The sequence below is a fragment of the Hydrogenovibrio sp. genome (assembly GCF_049975065.1).
In the GTDB taxonomy this organism is placed as follows: Bacteria; Pseudomonadota; Gammaproteobacteria; order Thiomicrospirales; family Thiomicrospiraceae; genus Hydrogenovibrio.
In genome coordinates this window covers 2,287-3,961 of sequence record NZ_JBNGDN010000114.1, presented here as the reverse complement: position 1 = coordinate 3,961, position 1,675 = coordinate 2,287, and the positions used below count along the sequence as shown (strand labels likewise).

General features: G+C 52.6%; 2 protein-coding genes. One reads left to right on the top strand and one right to left on the bottom strand.

Annotated features, from left to right (window positions below; genetic code table 11):
* Positions 1-1,074 (bottom strand): chorismate synthase (gene aroC / locus ACP5D0_RS09920; protein ID WP_472365623.1); only part of this gene is annotated, 1,074 nt, incomplete at its 3' end.
* 97 nt (positions 1,075-1,171) lie between these two features.
* On the opposite strand from aroC, the gene ACP5D0_RS09915 reads away from it, so the two are divergent.
* On the top strand, positions 1,172-1,603 hold the full coding sequence (locus ACP5D0_RS09915) for an acyl-CoA thioesterase (protein ID WP_472365622.1): 432 nt from the start codon (positions 1,172-1,174) through the stop codon (positions 1,601-1,603).
* Positions 1,604-1,675: the final 72 nt, after the last annotated feature.

Here is a 1,675-nt window from a genome sequence, read left to right as displayed (position 1 = left end):
AATCGGCGGCACCACATCGCCGTTTTGCGCCCGGTTTCGCATAAAATGATCCATCAGCACCAACGCCACTTTCGCCTCGGCAATCGGTGTGGCGCGAATGCCCACGCAAGGGTCGTGACGGCCTTTGGTCACCATTTCGACCGCTTCGCCGTCGCGGTTAATGCTGCGCCCCGGCGTCATAATGCTGGACGTCGGTTTCAAAGCGATGTGCGCAATAATGTCCTGCCCGGTGGAAATACCGCCCAGAATGCCGCCGGCATGGTTAGACGCAAACCCTTCCGGCGTCATCTCATCGCGGTGTTCGGTGCCGCGTTGCGCGGCGACGGCAAACCCATCACCGATTTCCACGCCTTTCACCGCATTGATGCTCATGAGCGCATGGGCCAAATCGGCATCCAAACGGTCAAACACCGGTTCGCCCAACCCAACTGGCACATTCTTCGCCATGATGGAAATTTTCGCGCCGACGGAATCCTTCTGCTTCAGCAGATTATCCATGTATTCACGAATTTCAGCTTGCTTGACCGGGTCCGGGCAAAAATATTCGTTATCGTTATCGAACGGCCAAGTCACGTTTTCCACCGTAATCGGCCCCAGCTGCGACAGATAGCCTTTGATTTCAATGCCCAAACGCTCTTTTAAATATTTCTTAGCAATCGCACCGGCTGCCACGCGCATGGCGGTTTCACGCGCGGAAGAGCGCCCGCCGCCGCGATAATCGCGCACGCCGTATTTCTGGGTGTAAGTGTAATCGGCATGCGCCGGGCGAAAGGTTTCCGCCACTTTGGAATAATCTTTGGAACGCTGGTCGGTGTTATGAATCAGTAAGCCAATCGGCGTTCCGGTGGTTTTGCCTTCGAACACGCCGGAGAGAATCTGCACCTTGTCATCTTCGCGGCGCGCCGTGGCGTGTTTTGACGTGCCCGGTTTGCGACGATCCAATTCAACCTGAATGTCCTCTTCCGTCAATTCCAGTCCCGGAGGGCAACCATCGATAATCGCACCCAACGCGATTCCATGGCTTTCACCGAAGGTGGTCACACAAAAATTTTTCCCTAACGTATTGCCCGACATAATTTACTTTCTCGAATTTCTTTCATGTAATCTTGCATTATACTAGGAGTCACGCCAAATTACCTCAATGAACCGCAAGCTTAGTCAGGCCAACGCAATGAACGCATCGCTCAAATGGCGGCATCCCAAGCCCTTTATCGAAAACCATATCGTCACCGAGGACGAAATTGACTTTCTCAATCACGTCAACAACAAAGTCTATTTGAATTGGATGGAACACATCGCCTGGCAACACAGTCTGGCGGTAGGCATTGACGAATCGGTACAACGCCAAGTCGGAAAAATCATGGTGGTGCGCCAGCATGAACTCAACTACCGTGCCGCCTGTTACCTGGACGACGAATTGCAAATTGGCACTTGGGTCGGCGAGCAGATCGGTTGCTGCCAGCGCCGCCGCTACTATCAGATTTTCCGCCTATCGGATGGTCAGGAAGTGTTTTTCGGTCATACGCAATGGGCCTGCATGAATCTCAAAACCCACCAGGCCTGCAAGATTCCGCCGGAATTCACCATCCCTTACGTCGATTAGCGAAACGAATCAACAAAAGCTTGACATCCTAACCCCCCTCATATCAATATATACAAACAACATATCCAAACA